This is a genomic window from Nitrosomonas marina (assembly GCF_900111605.1).
In the GTDB taxonomy this organism is placed as follows: Bacteria; Pseudomonadota; Gammaproteobacteria; order Burkholderiales; family Nitrosomonadaceae; genus Nitrosomonas; species Nitrosomonas marina_A.
This window is the reverse complement of the sequence record NZ_FOIA01000004.1, coordinates 49,451-67,669: the sequence shown is the minus strand read 5'-3', so window position 1 is coordinate 67,669 and position 18,219 is coordinate 49,451. Positions and strand designations below refer to the sequence as shown.

Genomic DNA, 18,219 nt, shown 5'->3' with positions numbered 1-18,219 from the left:
TCTACACTTTACGAAATACTAACGTGCCATTGGTACCACCAAAACCAAAAGAATTAGACAATGCAGCCTCAATTTTCATTTCCCGCGCTTCATTGGCGACGTAATCGAGATCACATTGCGCATCCTGATTTTCAAGGTTGATTGTCGGTGGTGATATCTGATGATAAACAGCTAATGTAGAAAATATAGCTTCGATCCCCCCCGCAGCACCGAGTAAGTGTCCGGTCATTGATTTTGTCGAATTCACCGCCAGTTTCATGGCATGCTCACCAAAACAACGTTTGACAGCGATTGTCTCTGCAATATCGCCTAAAGGTGTTGACGTTCCATGCGCATTCACATAATCAATCTCCGATGGATTCATTCGCGCATTTTTTAGTGCATTTTCCATACACCGTGATGCGCCCTCTCCGTCTTCACTGGGTGCAGTCATATGATAGGCGTCTGCACTCATACCGAATCCTGCCAGCTCTGCGTAAATAGTCGCTCCCCTGCTTTTGGCATGTTCCATTTCTTCCAGCACCAATACCCCTGCGCCTTCTCCCAACACGAAACCATCCCGCGACAGGTCCCAAGGCCGACTCGCTGTTTGTGGATTATCATTACTCACCGACAATGCCTTGGCAGCCGCGAATCCACCTATTGCCAATGGAGTAACGCAGGACTCAGCTCCTCCGCAAATCATGATATCGACATCATCATATTCAATCATGCGCGCAGAATTTCCAATACTGTGCGTGGCTGTTGTGCATGCAGTTACGATTGCAAGATTGGGCCCTTTGTAACCATATTTTATGGACAAATTACCCGAAATCATGTTAATGATTGTACTGGGAATAAAAAAAGGGGAGATTTTACGCGGCCCACCTTTATGATAGGCTTCATCAGTATTCTCGATCATAGGCAAACCACCTATTCCAGAACCAATATTTACACCGATACGTTCAGCCTCCAGACCGGATATGTCTTCTATGCCTGCATTCTTTATGGACTGTATTGCAGCTGCCATACCGTAATGAATGAAAACATCCATACGGCGCGCCTCTTTGACTGGTAAATATTCACTGACATCAAAACCTTCTACTTCTCCTGCAATTTGTGAGGTAAAAGCTGATGCGTCAAACCGGGTAATACGGCGGATACCCGACTTGCCAGCGGTTACATTTTCCCATGCTTCTGAAATTGTATTGCCAACGGGTGAGATAATACCCATCCCGGTTACAACCACCCTGCGTTTGGACAAAATAACTCCGTTCAATTACAAATAAGTGTTAATTACCTGCGTTCTCAGTAACGTAATCAATTGCTTCTTGAACAGTATTGATTTTTTCAGCCTGTTCATCTGGAATTTCGCATTCAAATTCTTCTTCAAGCGCCATTACCAACTCCACTGTATCCAGAGAATCTGCTCCCAAATCGTTTACAAATGATGACTCATTCTTGACTTCCTCTTCTTTTACACCAAGTTGTTCAGCTACGATTTTTTTAATGCGCTGTTCTACGTTTTCCATTTAAATGCTTCCTTCAAAATAAGAAAAAGATTTTGATATATTAACAAATTTTAAAAATCTGCAAAACAAATATCTGGCTTGTGTTCGTGCAGGCGGCCAACAACATTTTGCAAGTTTTTTACAATAAAAACAAATAGTTGAGTAACACTCGCACTCATTGTTAATCCATATACATACCGCCATTGACATGCAGCGTTGAACCGGTAATGTAACCGGCCTCAGAAGAGGCCAGAAAAGCAACTGCCGATGCAACCTCCTCAGCGGCCCCCAGTCTTCCTAACGGGACGTGCTGAATCAGGCTTTGTTGTTGTTCTTCACTGAGCGCCCTGGTCATATCGGTATCGATAAAGCCGGGTGCCACACAATTGACCGTAATATTACGGCTGCCCACCTCGCGCGCGAGAGATTTACCAAAACCAAACATACCCGCCTTGGCGGCCGCATAGTTTGCCTGCCCTATATTTCCAATAGTACCTACTACAGAAGAAATATTAATAATACGCCCATAACGCGCTTTCATCATGGCACGCAACACAGTTCTGCACAATCGAAAAACAGATTTGAGATTGGTTTCCATAATTTCATCCCATTCTTCGTCCTTCATGCGCACAAGAAGATTATCACGCGTAATCCCTGCATTGTTGACTAAAATTTCAACTTCACCAAATTTCTCACGGATAGCTTCGAACGCACTATTAACCTGATCAGCATCTCTTACATTCAGAACGCTTCCAGCCCCTCGAATGCCCGCATTACTCAGATATTGGCCAATCGAATCCGCACCTGTCTGCGTTGTAGCCGTACCAATTACTATGGCGCCATGCGACCCAAGCTTCTGTGCAATTGCCCGCCCTATACCGCGGCTCGCACCTGTAACTAATGCAATCCTATTTTGCAAATTCAGACTCCATAAAATTCTTGCTGGCACGTATTATGCCCGAATACTGCCAGTGTGTTATCACGAAAGAACGTCGCGCCCCTTTTTGACCGCATCACTGCTCGAAAATGACAGATACTGGACACTGCGGTCGATACGCTTGTTAAGTCCGGTTAAAACGTTCCCCGGGCCGCATTCAGCAATATGCGTAACACCTTCAGCAGCAAGTGTTTTTATCGTATCAACCCATCGTATCGGACTATATAGCTGACTCGTTAAAACCCCCTTGATCGTATCCACATTATCGTGTACTTGCACATCGACATTATGAATAATTGGTATATCGGGGGAACGCATGGCTGTGTGAGATAGCTGATGCTGCATTTTGTCCGCAGCCGGTTTCATCAACCGGCAGTGTGATGGAATACTCATCGGCAGCATTACTGCCCGCTTCGCCCCTTTTTCCTTGGCCATCTCGATAGCTTTCAACACCGCACTCTTATGGCCGGCGATGACCACCTGACCCGGCGAATTATAATTGGCAGCCTCAATGGACTCCTGGTCGGCTGATTCTGTAATATCCTGGCAGATCGCTTCAATAACCGCATCTTCCAAACCCAGTATCGCGGCCATTCCACCAACACCTTCAGGAACTGACTGTTGCATTTCACGAGCACGGAAACGTACTAACTCGAGCGCATCAGAGAAGTTTAGCGCTCCCCCGGCAACCAACGCAGTATATTCACCTAAACTGTGGCCAGCCAGGAACGCAGGCCGGTCACCCCCCAGTGCCTGCCAACATCGATATACCGCTACACCCGCCGTCAGCATAAGCGGCTGGGTATTGACTGTCAGATTCAGTAATTCTGCCGGGCCATCGCTCGCCAACGACCAGAAATCCTGACTTAACACATCGGACGCTTCGTCAAATGTTTCACGTATAGCCGGTACATCTGCATAATTATTCATCATGCCGATCGACTGCGAGCCCTGACCAGGAAAAACAAATGCAAATTTCATCAATATCACCAGCGAAGTAGTACCGCTCCCCAGGTAAAACCGCCGCCAACGCCCTCTAGCAGCACTAGCTGATCTTGACGGATACGCCCATCCTTAACCGCAATATCCAATGCCAACGGAATGGATGCGGCTGATGTATTACCATGCTTATCAACTGTCACAACGACTTTATCCAACGGTATGCCCAGCTTTTGCGCAGTTGAACGTATAATACGTATATTGGCCTGATGGGGTATCAGCCAGTCGATATCCGAAGGTTTCAACTTGTTCTCCTCAACAGCTTCTCTCACCACATCTTCCAGTACTTTTACTGCAAATTTAAAAACCGTGCCACCTTCCATATTAATGTAAGGATTACCCTGAACAGCGCCGCTCTCTATACTGCCAGGCACCGACAATACGTCCTTATAACTGCCACTTGCATGCAAGTGGCTCGATAAAATGCCGGGCTGCTCGCTCTGAGACAACACAACTGCACCAGCACCATCACCAAATAGAACACAGGTGCTGCGATCATTCCAATCCAGTATTTTGGAATAAATCTCGGTACCAACCACAAGCGCATTTCTACATTTTCCCGAACGAATAAACTGATCGGCAGTAGCCAGCGCATATACAAAACCACTGCACACAGCCTGCACATCAAAGGCAGGGCAATTATCCGCACCCAGCTTATGCTGTAAAATGCAGGCCGTGCTAGGGAAGACCATATCCGGCGTCGTTGTAGCCACTATAATCAGATCAATGTCACTGCTGGCAATGTTCGCAGCTTTCATGGCCTCCTGGCTGGCATACAAAGCAAGATCGCTTGCTTTTTGGCTTTTTTCCGCAATATGTCGTTGCGTAATTCCTGTGCGTGTTCGTATCCATTCATCACTTGTCTCCACCATTTTTTCCAAGTCATGATTGGTCAAAATCTTTTCGGGCAGATAGCTACCGGTTCCTGTGATTCGTGAATACATTATTTATAAATTTTTTCGTAACAATCAAAAAATCATTCAGGATTATTGAGAAAGTTCGGCTACACGTTCGCTGATGCGGCGTAACATTCCTCCGCGCACTTCATCCGAAGCTCGTTTAATCGCAGCTGTAAAAGCAATAGTATCCGCAGAGCCATGACTTTTAATCACGATGCCTTTCAGCCCAAGAAAACTTGCTCCGTTATACTGACGATGATCTACTCGGCGCTTGAATGCATTGATAGCTGGCACCGCAAAAACACCCGCCAGCTTTGTCAACAGGTTACGTTTAAACTCCTCGCGCAAATAAGTTGCAAGCATCTGTGCCAGCCCCTCTGATGTTTTTAGCGTGACATTACCGACGAAACCATCACAAACGACAACATCTGTAGTTCCTTTATAAATATCATCGCCTTCTACATTACCATAAAAATTAAGCCCGCTACTACGAAGGAGATCAGCCGCCCGTTTAACGATTTCATTACCTTTGATTTCCTCCTCGCCGATATTCAGCAACCCGACACTGGGCGCAACTTTATTTTCAACAGAAGACACTAGTGAAGCGCCCATGACGCCGAACTGCAATAAATGTTCTGCTGTGCAATTTACATTGGCACCCATATCCAGCACATATGTGTGGCCGGTTACAGTTGGCAAAATCACCGCCAGTGCGGGGCGATCAATTCCTGGAATCGTTTTCAAAACGAAACGCGATGTAGCAAGTAGCGCACCAGTATTGCCGGCACTGATACAAGCTTGAGCCTCACCTGTTTTGACCAGATTGATTGCAACACGCATTGATGAATCTTTTTTGTTGCGCAGCGCAAGCGCAGGCGATTCGTCCATACCGACAATTTCGCTGGCCGGATGAATTTGTATGCCGCGATGACCGGAATTAATCTTTTGTACCCGCAACTCCGATTCGATGGCTTCCGGAATACCTACCAGAATGATATTGGCTTCAGGATCACAACGAAGAAAATTAATTGCCGAAGGTACAGTCACATGGGGGCCATGATCCCCCCCCATACAATCGATCGCTACTGTTATATTCAATTTCGAAGCCTTTCTGGCCAGCTGTATATCAACACTTGAAACGGAGAAAACAGAAGATGAAAAGAAAGGTTAATCGTCCGACTTGGTGTTTACAACTTTTTTTCCGCGATAATAACCGTTTGGACTAATATGATGACGCAGATGCACCTCGCCAGTGCCCGGCTCTATTGCCAGGGGAGGATTCTTCAACGCATCATGCGACCGATGCATGCCGCGCTTTGACGGTGACTTTTTATTTTGTTGAACAGCCATATACAATAACTCCTTTACAAATACTATATCGTTTTCAGCGTATCTTTTTCAGCGACTTCAATGCTGCAAACGGACTCTCAGAATCTGAATTTTCTGTCGCTTTATACCGCTTTGAATCATAGACATCGCACTCGCCCTCTTTGTGACGCGAGGAAATCGCAAGACTCAGAATAATCTCTTCTTCAATTAAATCTTGTACATCCATGTCTGCAATCGCCAATAATGCATCAACAGTTTCATCCTCATCCGCCTGGATCAATTCTGCTTCAGTTTCGACCAACAACAGCGAAGTCTGTATCTCAAGCTGATGGACCAGACTGCCCAGACATCGCTGACAACAAAGATGCATTTCTCCTTTTATCTGCAATTGCAGATATGGTTTATTGTCCCGCCCGACAATCCCATTGATCCTATATTCGACGTCACCGCCATTCTCATGAAGAAAATCCTGAATACGCTCTAAATCGGCGAGCTGTATTTTACCATGACGTTCTCCTGCTTTGCGTACAAAATCAAGAGCATTGATTACAAATCGCACAGACATAAGGCGCGCATGTTATATTCTTTATCTTTAAGTGTCAAAAAATGAAAATGGATGCTTCAAGCAAAAAAAAAAATTCACGTACTATTATTCTTGGATCGAGTTCTGTTTATCGTCGGGAATTACTGGAACGATTACAAATACCTTTTGAATCCGTCAGTCCTCAAATTGAAGAATCAATCCTGCCTGATGAAGCACCTGAACAAACTGCCCGGCGTCTGGCTGAATCCAAAGCACATGCAGTAGCTAAGCAATATAGACAGCAGGTACTGGTTATCGGTTCTGATCAGGTGGCTGTATTTAATGGAACACATCTTGGCAAACCGCTGACCTATGCAAACGCATTCAAACAATTACAGTTAATACGCGGCAATGAAGTCACCTTTTATACAGCTTTGTGCTTGCTCAATAGCCATACGAATCAACTGCAGACCCGTGTGATTCCCTATCATGTCAAATTTCGGTACCTGAGCGATCAGCAGATTAAAAATTATCTGAGTAAAGAGCAACCCTATCACTGTTCTGGCAGTGCAAAATCAGAGGGTCTTGGAATTGCATTAATGGAATACATGCGTGGTGACGACCCCAATGCGTTGATCGGTTTACCGTTGATTGCCTTAATTGAAATGTTCAGCAATGAAGGAATAGAAATTATCTAATCCGGTTTTGTGAAAAACACTTAAAGCCGCACTGTAAAAATATAAATTTTATTCCGGACAGTATAACTTAGACATGACGCCAACTTAACTATCATGAATAGTTTGCAAAAAGATCAACCGGCAGTGATCCTTCTGCACAACACCACCAGCTTAAACCACGAGAAGCGGCAGACAATGCGCATAAATCAAGCCTTAAACAAAAACAACTCTGGATTACAATTAACAACAATCGCACTACGGATTTCTGAGTCTTGTCAGCAGAAACATCCAGTAGTAAGACTCCCGATGTATTCGCTCGCAAACTAACCAGCATATTTGTATGTATTGCCTTATCAATTTAGACCGAATGCTTGACAAAATATACAACACTGCCTGCAACAATTAACAATACAAGTTTATCAAGCATGCACCGACCAAATGTAATAATTCGTTTAGTACACGCGTCTGATGACTGGACTGTCAGAGGAGGCGGTATTTGAGAGATTTATTGATTTTCCTGATCGTTTTTGGATTGCTGCCCTATGTATTTAAAAGGCCGCACTGGGGAATCTATCTTTGGTCATGGATCGGATATATGAACCCTCACCGATTAGGATGGAGCTTTGCATTCTATTTCCCATTCGCACAGATTATCGGGTTGGTAACCCTGATTTCCTTTTTTGTATCATCAAAGAAACTGAAATTTTTCTGGTCGCCAACAATGGGCTGGCTGATATTTTTCAATATTTGGATGCTGATATCGACTATATTTGCCATGTACCCGGATGTTGCATGGTCCCAATGGGAAAAAATAATAAAGATACAGTTAGTCATATTCCTGACTCTATTTGCATTGGTCGACAGGGAAAAAATTCACATTTTTGTCTGGATCATCGTTATATCAATCGGTTTCTATGGCTTTAAAGGCGGCATTTTTACTTTGACGACAGGCGGCGGTTCGCATGTACTGGGCCCACGGGGTGGCTTTATAGCAGGCAATACTGAGATTGGCCTGGCTCTCGTCATGATCCTGCCGCTGGTCTGGTATTTATATTTACATTCTCAAAACAAATGGATACGTTATGGATTAGTGTTATCTATGTTTCTTATTGCCATCGGAATACTCGGAACACAGTCCCGCGGTGCATTTCTGGCAATTTCTGCCGTTTCAGTTTTCCTGTGGCTTAAAAGCTCGCGCAAGATGGTAATCTTTATAGCATTACTGATGCTGTCCCCGTTTTTTTACATGGTCATGCCGCAATCCTGGCACGACCGTATGGCAACCATACAAAATTATGAAGAGGATGGATCTGCCATGTCTCGCTTGAAAGCGTGGGAGTTCGGATATGCCATGGCACTTGACCGACCTTTCACCGGTGGCGGCTATGAAAGCCATACAGTTGAAAATTATGAGCGCTATGTACCACACCAGATAGAGCAAGGCATTGCCACATTTCACGATTATCATAGTATTTATTTCGAAATTCTGGCCGAGCATGGTTTTGTTGGTTTGTTTATTTTTTTGATGTTGTTTGTACAATATTGGCGAAGTGCAAACAAAATCATTAGAATCTGCAAGGATACCGGTCAAAACAAATGGGCACTTGACCTGGCCGCAATGCTGCAGGTTTCATTTATTGGATATGCTGTCGGCGGCGCTTTTTTGGGACTGGCTTATTTCGATCTTTTTTACCATTACCTGGCCATTTTGGTTATGACGATAAAAATCCTGGAAGATGAAAAAAACGACCCGACACCCACAACAATATCCGCAACAAAATAACATGAAGCACCTGTCAGGCAATTTTTTTAGCTTCTGGCGTAAAAGCCTGAATTAAGCCGCGTACAAACTTGTTCAAGTGTTATAGATACAATACAAACAAACATCAATTTTTTCTTCTTACGATAATACAACTCTGAGTCCATATCTATGTGTGGAATTTACGGCGGCATCGCGTTACGTGCCAACACTCAGCTTGATGCCTCGTTACTGAATCGTATGGGGCGTGTTACAGCCCACCGCGGGCCTGACGATGAGGGCGCCTTTGTCACCGACCAAGTTGCTCTTGGCATGCGCCGCCTGTCGATTATCGACTTGTCCGGCGGACACCAACCCTTATTTAACGAAAACAAGCGTATTGCAGCTGTATGTAACGGTGAAATTTATAATTTCCAAACGCTTAGAGAACAACTTATCAATCAAGGACATCGTTTCTCCACGCACTCCGATTCGGAAGTTGTCATTCATCTCTACGAGCAGTACGGCGAAGCGTTTCTGCACCATTTAAACGGCATGTATGCACTCGCACTGTGGGACGCAGATAAAGAAGTTATGATCATTGCCCGCGACAGACTTGGCATTAAACCAGTGTATTATTATCTGGATGACAATGTTCTTTTGTTCTCAACGGAAGCGAAAGCGCTATTTCAGTTTCGTGGATTGACACCAAAGCTGGACACTATTGCTACCGGGTTATATCTTCAACTGGGTTATGTCCCGGCGCCGCATTCTATTTTTGAAGGGATTAAAAAACTACCGGTCGCTTCATATATCAGGGCGACTCGGGGAAGTTTTACAATAAATGAATACTGGCGGCCGGATTACAACCAGCGCGCCTACTCTGTCAGTCAGTGGAAACGCGCGATTCGCGAACAACTGGAAGCGTCTGTCGCGTCGCAAATGGTCAGTGACGTACCGATAGGTGCGTTCCTCTCCGGCGGTATCGATTCAAGTCTGGTTGTCGGTTTGATGGCAAAGCATACTTCACAACCGGTGAAAACCTATGCCATTGGTTTTGATATGAATGGACCGGCACAAATCTACAACGAACTTCCCTATGCCAGACAGGTTTCCGATTTATTCGGCACAGAACACCACGAAATCATCGTTAGGCCCGACATTGTACATTTATTGCCCAAGCTTTTATGGCACATGGATGAACCGATTGCAGACACTGCGTTTATCACAACCTTCCTGGTTTCCGAATTCGCCAGAAAAGATGTAACGGTTATTCTTAGTGGCGTAGGGGGCGATGAATTATTTGGCGGTTATCGGCGATACCAGGGAGAATATTACAATCAGTATTACCAAAAAATACCGTCATGGATACGAAAAAATGCAATCCAGCCATTGGCGCGCTTGCTGCCAAGTGATCGCCATTCAAAATGGCTGAACTACAGCCGTCTTGCAAAAAGCTTTTTGCTGACAGCCGAATTGCCTTTTGAGAAACGGTATCAATCCTATATTGAAATCGCAGACGAGCAGTTACGCAACCAGTTACTGGCTGACATGATTGACTGGGATGCAAATAACATCGTTTCAGATGCCTTTCAGAACTGCGCTGATGTTCCTGCATTGCACAAGCTCTTTGAAGTCGACCGTGTAACGCAGTTGCCTGACGATCTATTGATGCTGACAGACAAAATGACTATGGCAACCTCGTTGGAGTGCAGAGTACCATTGTTGGATCATGAACTGGTCGAACTGGCGTGCAGCATGCCACCCGAACTTAAAATAAAAGGCGGGGAGCTTAAATATGTTTTAAAAGCATGTTTATCCGACTTACTCCCCAGAAAAATTCTATATCGTAAAAAGCGCGGTTTTGGCGCTCCGATGGGGGCCTGGATAAAAAAGGAATTGCTACCGCTATTGCAGACACTGTTAAGTCCCGACGTCATCAGCGCGCGTGGAATTTTTAACGCAGCAGTGGTGCAGTCATTGATAAAAGAACATCTCGAACAAAAGCATGATCACACAGACATTCTGATCGGGTTGTTGAATTTTGAAATCTGGTCAAGATTGATGCTTGACCAAACCCGACCGGAAGCTTTAGAAAACGAATTAAAACGATTGATCCAATGAAGATTTTATACATTTGTCATCGCTTTCCATATCCACCCAAGCGGGGGGGCAAGATCCGCCCGTTCAACATGATCAAATACCTGTCTCAGCAGGGACACCAGGTATGGGTCGCATCGCTGGCAAGATCTCAACAGGAATTCGATGAGTGCTCTGGCATAAAGGACTACTGCCATCAATACACAATCGGCCTGGTTAATGACGCAGTACAGTGGAGCCGGATGATTATAAATCTTCCAACCCCAACACCATCTTCACTCGCCTATTTTTTTAGTCGAAAGTTAAAAAAACAAATCAATACATGGTTATCGGAAGAAAGTTTCGACTTGATCTTTGTACACTGCTCCTCTGTCGCCCAATACGTGGAACATGTCCGGCATATTCCCAAAATACTCGATTATGGCGACATGGACTCCCAAAAATGGTTGACTTACAGGAGTTTCAAACCTTTTCCTTTCAATCTGGGTTATTGGTGGGAAGGCAAAAAAATGAAATTCTCCGAAAAAAACTTGGCACGAAAATTTGACTTAACAACATGCACCACAAAAGCAGAGCTGGATACGCTCAACAGCTATGGTACGGCTTTAAAAACCGACTGGTTCCCCAACGGGGTGGATGCCGATTTTTTTCAACCTGATGGAACCGTATACGACCCGCACAGTATTTCGTTCATTGGCCGAATGGATTATTTCCCCAACCAACAATGCATGCTTGAGTTCTGTCACCAGATCTTGCCGCTGATACAGGAAAAAATACCGGACACAAAGCTCTATATTGTAGGAGCTGAGCCATCAAAAAAAATAAAATCCTTAGAAAAAATAAATGGTGTTGTCGTAACCGGCAGCGTTAAGGATGTGCGCCCTTATATTTTGAGAACCGCAGCAATGGTAGCACCCCTGAATATCGCCCGAGGAACGCAAAATAAAATTTTGGAGGCAATGGCAATGGGTGTCCCGGTCGTATCAAGCAAGCTGGCGGCAGGTGGCATTGATGCAATACCGGATGAACATTTTTTAACAGCCGACACGCCTGAAGAATATGCCCAGAAACTGATCAATCTTATGGAATCCGCGCCGTTAAGAGAAAAGTATGCCAAGGCTGGCCGGGAACGAATGCTGACCAATCACGCCTGGCAAAAAAGTATGAAAAAAATGGAATCGCTAGTTTTGAATTGTGTAAACAACAAGCAGCAATCCATATAATAAATTTACAGTAAAACAAACTGGCAACAATCTAGTCCTCTATCAATATGATATTGATAGAGGACTAAGTTGTAAAGCTTCAGGAATTTGAATTCAAAAAATTAGGAGTTGGAATGGATATCAGCGTATTTGGTTTGGGTTATGTTGGTGCAGTATCTCTAGCCTGTCTTGCTAAAGAAGGTCACAATGTCACAGGGGTGGATATAGACAAAACCAAGCTGGAGCTGATTCAATCGGGAAAATCCCCAGTCATTGAAACCGGCATGCCGGAGCTCGTTCAGGAGGTCGTGGCCTCAGGCCGGGTAAAGCTTTCCGAATCGACTCAGGATGCTGTATCGCAGACCCAGTTATCTTTTGTATGTGTTGGAACACCGTCTCAATCAAATGGCAATCAGGATCAAACAGCAGTATTGCGATTAACCGAGCAATTAGGTGCAGCACTAAAATCAAAAAACAATCATCATATCATCGTTTTTCGCTCGACCCTTCTTCCAGGTACTGTCATCAACACATTAATACCACTACTGGAAAAGTTTTCAGGCAAGTCAAACGGCATTGATTTTGACGTATGCTTTCAGCCCGAGTTTTTGCGGGAGGGATCATCCATCAAGGACTACTATAAGCCGCCATTTACGGTAGTCGGCCTCTCTTCAGACAAACCGAAAGCAGTTTTTGAAGAATTATTCTCAGGTCTGCCGGCTGAAATTATTTACACAGATATAGCCACAGCAGAAACGATGAAATATTTCTGCAATATCTTTCATGCACTCAAAATCACCTTTGCCAATGAAGTTGCCCGTCTGTGCGAATCGATACAGGTCGACCCGCATGCGGTTATGGACCTGATCTGCAAAGATAAACAGTTGAACATCTCCAGCGCGTATATGAAACCCGGATTCTCGTTTGGCGGCAGCTGTCTTCCCAAAGATCTCAGAGCAATTAATTACATCGCCAAACAGAACGATGTCGACATCCCCATGCTCAGAGGCGTATTGCCTTCCAATCGTGCACATCTGGATTGTGCTTTACAGAAAATCACACAAGCCGGATTAAAAAAAATCGGTTTTGTAGGACTCAGTTTTAAATCCGGAACAGATGATTTGCGCGAAAGTCCGCTTGTGGATTTGGCCGAAAAACTGATTGGAAAAGGTTTTTCGCTGAAAATTTATGATCCTGAGGTCAATATTTCGAAATTGATTGGTGCAAACAAATATTTTATAGAGACCAGCATTCCGCATATCGGATCACTAATGACAACAGACTATGAAAATCTGCTGTCCACAAGTGAAATCATAGTGGTCGGCATTTCGGATCCGCATCTGACGACTACACTAATTGAATCTTCCCGTAAAGAACAAATTATCTTAGACTTAGTCAATATGAAGGAAAGGGATAAACTTCGTGCAACCTATATAGGAATGTGCTGGAAATGATCAAAAGACGGTATTTTCTGCAGTTGGGTTTGTTGACTCTGGGCATAGCCGCCAGTTGTATCTATTTATTCACTTTAGCAACCCCCTCGGAAGAAGCAGCACGAATACGTAATTCCCTCGTGCACCAACCTGGTCAACTCGAAGATTTTAACTGGAACCCATCGGCTTTTCCGACAGATTTCAAGAATGAAACTCATACACCGCCGCCATATTTTCTACAATTTGTTGACTCTCTGCCCATCAGCCAGACCATGTCCGAAATGGATAAGTTCCTGCTTGCTGCACAAAAAATCCTTGAGCGTGAGCGTTACGGTGGGCCGATTCAGTCCAATACAGAGGATGCTTTAAAGAAAATGCAGGATGAAGGTACTGGGTGGTGTTCGGACTATACCCAGGTTTTTAATGGTATCGCGCATACACTCGGTATTCCTGTCAGAGAATGGGGAATGTCCTTCGATCGTTATAACGGAGACGGACATGCCTTTAATGAGATTTATGATCAGAAACTTGACAAGTGGGTCTTTATTGACACCTATAACGCTTTTTATGTCACCAATCGCCATGGTGAACCGCTTTCTGTTTTAGAGTTTCGGCAGTTGCTCAACGCTGACCGAACCCAGTTGATCATCCAGAAAATTAATCAAACACAATTCGGCTTTCAGAATGATTCGGTTGCGCTGGATTATTATCAGCGCGGCATGCCGCAGTTATTTCTGATATGGGCAAATGATGTGTTCAGCTATGATTCCAATCCACTTATTCAGATAACGGGATCCTTTTCCAGAATGGCCGAACAGATAACAGGTATAATATTGGGCATTAATCAAGAGATTCGATTATTTCCCGACCCCGACAGCGCTCAGCAACAAAAAGAGTTGTTATCACTTAAACACACAGTCCTCTTTATTATTTTCTTCAACGCTGCATCAGGCATTCTTATTTTAATTATTCTAGCCCGAATGTTCAGTAATCGCACAAGCCATGGATAAGGATATCAAAGTACTGCACGTGCTTGATCATTCTTTGCCCTTGCACAGCGGTTACACCTTTCGCACCCGTGCAATTTTGTCAATTCAGCACCAGATGGGTATACAAACAGCGTTAGTCACTGGCAGCAAACATTCCGAAAACAGTCAATGCATTGATGCGATTGAAACTGTTGACGGACTGTCATTTTATCGGACATATCCTTCATTTCTAAACAGGCTGCCGTTGTTCAATCAGCTTGATGTTGTACTGACATTAATAAAACGGATTGAGTTGGTCTTATCTATTGAGCAACCCGATATTATCCATGCGCACTCGCCTTGCCTTAATGGCCTGGCTGCTTTACACATCGGAAAGAAATATAATATTCCCGTACTATATGAGATGCGCGCATCATGGGAAGATGCCGCAGTCAGTCATGGCACATGCCAGGAAAATGATTTGCGCTATAAAATATCCAGAGCACTTGAAACTTATGTACTCAAACGTGCGAACCATATCACTACCATCTGTCAAGGCCTCAAAGAAGACATTCAGTTACGCGGCGTCTCTCCTGAAAAGATTACGGTCATACCCAACGCCGTCAATACAGAAAAATTTTATCCTATCCAGGAAAAAGATTCGCTTCTGTGCCGCCAGTTAAATCTGGATAACAAAAAAGTACTTGGATTTATCGGTTCTTTCTATGAATACGAAGGGCTGGAGTTACTGATACAAGCAGTAGCTGCCTTAAAAGATGAATGCCCGGATTTTCATGTTTTACTGGTTGGTGGTGGCCAGGCTGAATCCGCATTAAAAGCAATGGTCTCCCGGTTTGACATTTCTGACCGTGTTACCTTTACAGGCAGAGTCAATCATAATGAGGTAATGAAATATTACAGCATAATCGATTTACTTATTTATCCCAGACTGCCCATGCGGTTGACTGAACTGGTTACACCATTGAAACCATTGGAAGCCATGGCTATGGGAAAACCGTGTATTGCTTCTGATGTTGGCGGTCATCAGGAATTGATTATTGACCATGAAGATGGTTTATTATTCAAGGCCGGCGATTTAGACAATCTGGTTACACTATTAAGAACCGCTTATTTTCAGTCAGACTTTGCCACATTGATCAATAACGGGATCGAAAAAGTGAGACACCAACGCAATTGGGCAGTCTGTGTCGCACCTTACAAGGCTATTTATCAATCACTGGCTGAACAAAATTAAACATCAATCTCACTAAACAAATTAGATGTGAACAAACCACGCTCATTTGAAAAGCTATGGCGAAAAAGATTTGAAAATTTTGCCGAGCAGGCAGAAGATGATGCAGGTATTGCCGGATGGTCACCTACAGGCCTGGATGCACGTCTGCGCAAATTCAAGGAAATATGGCACAGTAACAATCTTTTCACGAATAAAAAAAAATGGCTTGATGCCGGCTGTGGAGCCGGTACGTATTCCAGATTTATCGTACAACAGGGCGGAGAAGTCGTTGGCCTGGATTATTCCTTACCGTCTTTACAGAAAGCCAGACTAAAAGGAGAATCGTCAATTGTATGGTGTGTAGCGGATATCAATAAAATACCGTTAAAACAAGGTTATTTCGATGGCGCAATTTGTTTTGGTGTTATACAGGCTCTGAATGATTCAAGCCATGCGGTTGTCAGTCTGTCCAAAGCGGTCAAACCCGGCGGATACATCTGTATAGATGCTCTCAATAGCCGGTGCCTTCCCCATATTTGGGAACAAATTAGTCGCCGGATTCAAAATAAACCGATGCATTTACGCTATGAATCAGTCAAAAATCTGCGTCGTTTAATGAAAAAAAACAGTTTAATTAATGTCCAATTACACTGGTTACCCATATTACCGGCCCGCTGGTACCGTTATCAGTGGATTATTGAAACGCGTGCTGCCAGATGGTTCTTTGGCCATTTCCCTTTCTTGGGACAATTACTCAGCCATTCCTTTATCATGAGCGGACAACGCCAGCAGGATACACACAGTGTCTAGTTTTTTAGCTCAAATAGAAACAACCTTTGTCAATACATTCACTTCACTGCTCTCTCCAGCAGGAAGTCGTGCGCGGTTATCCATTGTCCTCTATCATCGGGTTCCACTGAAACCCGATGAACTGTTTCCTGGCCAGGAAGATGCACATAGCTTTGAAGCACAGATTTGCCATTTGTCCCGTTATTTCAATGTACTTCCGTTGCATGAAGCCATTCAAAGACTGCAGGACAACACACTTCCGAGCCGAGCGGCTTGTATTACTTTTGATGATGGTTACGCCAATAATGCCGAAGTTGCTTTGCCAATTCTTCAAAAATACAATCTAGCGGCAACGTTTTTTATTGCAGCCGGTTTTATTGACGGCAGTATGATGTGGAATGACAAACTCATAGAATTTTTACGTCGCGCATCCGGCCCAGTTTTGGATTTAGACAAAATCGGACTGGGTAAGCATGAAATCGGTACACTGGAACAACGACGGCAAACTGTATTAACACTGATTGAAACGTTCAAGTATCTGCCATATGATGAGAGATCTGAGCAATTGGATCGATTATGCAATTTAATACCTGGAACACTGCCAGGGAATGTTATGATGAATCCCGATCAGATCAGACAGCTACATGGCGCCGGTATGGAGATCGGCGGACATACTGTTACCCATCCGATTCTGACGCGTCTGGAAGCTTCTGCAGCATACGCCGAAATTGAACAAGGCAAGACCATATTAGAAAATATCCTACAGGCGCCCGTTCGTTTTTTCGCATATCCAAATGGCAAACCCGATCGGGATTATTTAACCGAACATGTTAACATGCTTAAAAAAATCGGCTTTGATGCGGCTGTATCAACTGCCTGGGGAACCGCAACCGCAAGTACTGATGTTTATCAACTCCCGAGATTTACACCTTGGAATATCAACCGAAATCGGTTTTTATTACAGATGATACAAAACATGTTCAGAACAGTGCAGACCGTAACGTAAACTGCCCAGACAAACAACTATGCAACCAACCGTGGTCGTCAATCATCATCGCCAGACGGCAATTATAGTAACCAGAAATGGCAGCAAATACAAAATCATCAAATTAGGTAAAGGCCGTCTCACGGTAACATCAATATCGTTTACAGAGTTAGAAACACAGGGATACAAAGTAAGCCAATATTCACCCAGCCAGGCCGCCCAATCCTATCTTCAACACGGTGCAGGTGTCAGTCAAAGGGCCAGAAGGTATCTGGAAAGTATCGCACGCAGCAAATTCTCCGATGTATTAACGCTGACATAGTTCTTTACCATACAAGATGCTATCGTTTTAGCGTCTTACCAATCGAACAAGCTCAAATCCAAATCCATCAACATTGTCTTTCCTATATGACAAATACAAGGCCACGGATAACAATACCGACGACATAGCAACCTGCTGAATTTTTACAGCAAAAAAAAACCGCCTGATTGGAGGCGGTTTTGTTTACCTCAACTCAGTGAGGACAGATATTGGCTATTAAAGTCTGAATTAATGACCTGGTTTGCTTTTACCACCATAAGGACGTGGATCTGCACCTTCAGCCAGGCAGTTGCCGTTGCCGTCAATACCGAACTCACATTCCATGTCTATCATATTGGGATCACCCATATCTGCGGAATCAAACAAACCACCGCAACCGGATAAAACTAGTGCGAGTAACGCTGCTAAAAAAACTGAAAATTTCATTGCTTCTCCTAATAATTATCGAATATTTGAAAGATAGCTATAATATTTTAATCTAAAAAACTATCTGTAATTATTATTAATATTTCTTTTCTGATTAATAAAACAACAGCCAGTTCAGGAGTATATACTGAAACAAACCAAACATACAAGCGGTACCAATGATCGACC

Annotated in this window: 19 protein-coding genes; 10 read left to right on the top strand and 9 right to left on the bottom strand. The window is 43.9% G+C overall.

Annotated elements, in window-relative coordinates:
* Nucleotide 1: 1 nt before the first annotated feature.
* The 8 genes from fabF to BMY62_RS02855 all read right to left on the bottom strand — a co-directional run bounded on the left by fabF (nucleotide 2) and on the right by BMY62_RS02855 (nucleotide 6,219).
* Nucleotides 2-1,243 carry a beta-ketoacyl-ACP synthase II gene (fabF, locus tag BMY62_RS02890; RefSeq protein ID WP_090656335.1) on the bottom strand — a complete coding sequence of 414 codons (1,242 nt, stop codon included), beginning with the start codon at nucleotides 1,241-1,243 and terminating at the stop codon, nucleotides 2-4.
* A 28-nt stretch (nucleotides 1,244-1,271) separates the two neighbouring features.
* Nucleotides 1,272-1,511: an acyl carrier protein gene (gene acpP, locus BMY62_RS02885; RefSeq protein ID WP_090627989.1), complete on the bottom strand. Its 240-nt coding sequence runs from the start codon at nucleotides 1,509-1,511 to the stop codon at nucleotides 1,272-1,274.
* Between the two features lie 160 nt (nucleotides 1,512-1,671).
* Nucleotides 1,672-2,415, bottom strand: a complete 744-nt coding sequence (gene fabG / locus BMY62_RS02880; protein ID WP_090656580.1) for a 3-oxoacyl-ACP reductase FabG — start codon at nucleotides 2,413-2,415, stop codon at nucleotides 1,672-1,674.
* A gap of 54 nt (nucleotides 2,416-2,469) precedes the next feature.
* Entirely contained in the window at nucleotides 2,470-3,408 is a 939-nt protein-coding gene (gene fabD, locus BMY62_RS02875; RefSeq protein ID WP_090656332.1) for an ACP S-malonyltransferase, read from the bottom strand.
* A 5-nt stretch (nucleotides 3,409-3,413) separates the two neighbouring features.
* Entirely contained in the window at nucleotides 3,414-4,370 is a 957-nt protein-coding gene (locus BMY62_RS02870) for a beta-ketoacyl-ACP synthase III (RefSeq protein WP_090656328.1), read from the bottom strand.
* Nucleotides 4,371-4,412: 42 nt separating this feature from the next.
* On the bottom strand, nucleotides 4,413-5,423 hold the full coding sequence (gene plsX / locus BMY62_RS02865) for a phosphate acyltransferase PlsX (RefSeq protein ID WP_090656325.1): 1,011 nt from the start codon (nucleotides 5,421-5,423) through the stop codon (nucleotides 4,413-4,415).
* 69 nt (nucleotides 5,424-5,492) lie between these two features.
* Nucleotides 5,493-5,675 carry a 50S ribosomal protein L32 gene (rpmF, locus tag BMY62_RS02860; protein ID WP_090331132.1) on the bottom strand — a complete coding sequence of 61 codons (183 nt, stop codon included), beginning with the start codon at nucleotides 5,673-5,675 and terminating at the stop codon, nucleotides 5,493-5,495.
* Between the two features lie 34 nt (nucleotides 5,676-5,709).
* Nucleotides 5,710-6,219, bottom strand: coding sequence for a YceD family protein (locus BMY62_RS02855; protein WP_090656322.1), 510 nt, complete (start codon nucleotides 6,217-6,219; stop codon nucleotides 5,710-5,712).
* Between the two features lie 41 nt (nucleotides 6,220-6,260).
* Between BMY62_RS02855 and BMY62_RS02850 the strand changes: the two genes are divergently transcribed.
* The 10 genes from BMY62_RS02850 to BMY62_RS02805 all read left to right on the top strand — a co-directional run bounded on the left by BMY62_RS02850 (nucleotide 6,261) and on the right by BMY62_RS02805 (nucleotide 17,625).
* A complete protein-coding gene (locus BMY62_RS02850) occupies nucleotides 6,261-6,875 on the top strand; it encodes a Maf family nucleotide pyrophosphatase (protein ID WP_305728780.1) in 615 nt (204 codons plus the stop codon).
* A 475-nt stretch (nucleotides 6,876-7,350) separates the two neighbouring features.
* A complete protein-coding gene (locus BMY62_RS02845; RefSeq protein WP_177170275.1) occupies nucleotides 7,351-8,637 on the top strand; it encodes a putative O-glycosylation ligase, exosortase A system-associated in 1,287 nt (428 codons plus the stop codon).
* Between the two features lie 147 nt (nucleotides 8,638-8,784).
* Nucleotides 8,785-10,716, top strand: coding sequence for an asparagine synthase (glutamine-hydrolyzing) (gene asnB / locus BMY62_RS02840; RefSeq protein ID WP_090656313.1), 1,932 nt, complete (start codon nucleotides 8,785-8,787; stop codon nucleotides 10,714-10,716).
* On the top strand, nucleotides 10,713-11,915 hold the full coding sequence (locus BMY62_RS02835) for a TIGR03087 family PEP-CTERM/XrtA system glycosyltransferase (protein ID WP_090656311.1): 1,203 nt from the start codon (nucleotides 10,713-10,715) through the stop codon (nucleotides 11,913-11,915). The genes asnB and BMY62_RS02835 overlap by 4 nt, the downstream gene beginning before the upstream one ends.
* Before the next feature lie 113 nt (nucleotides 11,916-12,028).
* Entirely contained in the window at nucleotides 12,029-13,348 is a 1,320-nt protein-coding gene (locus tag BMY62_RS02830) for a nucleotide sugar dehydrogenase (RefSeq protein WP_090656308.1), read from the top strand.
* The gene (locus tag BMY62_RS02825; protein ID WP_143058740.1) at nucleotides 13,345-14,337 is read left to right on the top strand and encodes a transglutaminase domain-containing protein; all 993 of its coding nucleotides are present in this window, start codon (nucleotides 13,345-13,347) and stop codon (nucleotides 14,335-14,337) included. Before BMY62_RS02830 ends, BMY62_RS02825 begins: the two co-directional genes overlap by 4 nt.
* Nucleotides 14,330-15,550, top strand: coding sequence for a TIGR04063 family PEP-CTERM/XrtA system glycosyltransferase (locus tag BMY62_RS02820; protein ID WP_256207402.1), 1,221 nt, complete (start codon nucleotides 14,330-14,332; stop codon nucleotides 15,548-15,550). The genes BMY62_RS02825 and BMY62_RS02820 overlap by 8 nt, the downstream gene beginning before the upstream one ends.
* Before the next feature lie 27 nt (nucleotides 15,551-15,577).
* Nucleotides 15,578-16,339, top strand: a complete 762-nt coding sequence (locus BMY62_RS02815; RefSeq protein ID WP_177170274.1) for a class I SAM-dependent methyltransferase — start codon at nucleotides 15,578-15,580, stop codon at nucleotides 16,337-16,339.
* Entirely contained in the window at nucleotides 16,332-17,324 is a 993-nt protein-coding gene (locus BMY62_RS02810) for a polysaccharide deacetylase family protein (RefSeq protein WP_256207401.1), read from the top strand. Before BMY62_RS02815 ends, BMY62_RS02810 begins: the two co-directional genes overlap by 8 nt.
* A 19-nt stretch (nucleotides 17,325-17,343) precedes the next feature.
* Nucleotides 17,344-17,625: a hypothetical protein gene (locus BMY62_RS02805; RefSeq protein ID WP_090656299.1), complete on the top strand. Its 282-nt coding sequence runs from the start codon at nucleotides 17,344-17,346 to the stop codon at nucleotides 17,623-17,625.
* Nucleotides 17,626-17,853: 228 nt separating this feature from the next.
* Here BMY62_RS02805 and BMY62_RS02800 read toward each other — a convergent pair whose 3' ends face one another.
* Entirely contained in the window at nucleotides 17,854-18,051 is a 198-nt protein-coding gene (locus tag BMY62_RS02800; RefSeq protein WP_090656296.1) for a hypothetical protein, read from the bottom strand.
* Nucleotides 18,052-18,219: the final 168 nt, after the last annotated feature.